At 38.5% G+C, this 527-nt stretch carries 1 protein-coding gene; it reads left to right on the forward strand.

The window, feature by feature from the left end:
* The coding region (locus tag R7O13_RS30625; RefSeq protein WP_318305690.1) for a hypothetical protein at positions 1-245 on the forward strand (245 nt) is incomplete at its 5' end.
* Positions 246-527 lie beyond the last annotated feature (282 nt).

The following is a 527-nucleotide window of genomic DNA, read 5'->3' on the forward strand; positions in this document are numbered from 1 at the left end:
CAAATCAACAAGCATTAGAAGTGTTGGGAACCGATTCTTTGCTGATTAGCTTTTATGTCGCTCTAGATAATGGCAATCTCGGAGACGCGCTTGATGCGCTACTTGCTATAATGGATAGCCTTCAACCTAATACAGATGAGGTATTGTCGGAGGTAATCACTAGGATTAAACGCGATCTACTGCGTCAATCTCCACCCGATCAGGAAGATATAGACACATTAACTATGTTACTTGCTACGCCGTAATTTACAGATAAAAAAGCAGTCCATTTGTTTTCTTCGCCGCTCTTTTGGCTCTTCCTGAACTTCAGCGTATTTTTACCATATCGGTAGTGCTTTGTGCCGTCATTTATACTCTGAGTTTTTACATCTAGGTAGCATAAGCGTTTGCAATTGGTGTAATAAAACCAAATTTTGTTCCAATTCTATATCATCTACTCATTTTCAACCCTCTTAAAAGTAAGCCATTTCCATATTTTTGTGCCTTTTTTACCCGTAAAATCCTGTTTTTTCGCTAAAACGGTGAAA

This window comes from Vibrio sp. Y176 (assembly GCF_033438945.1).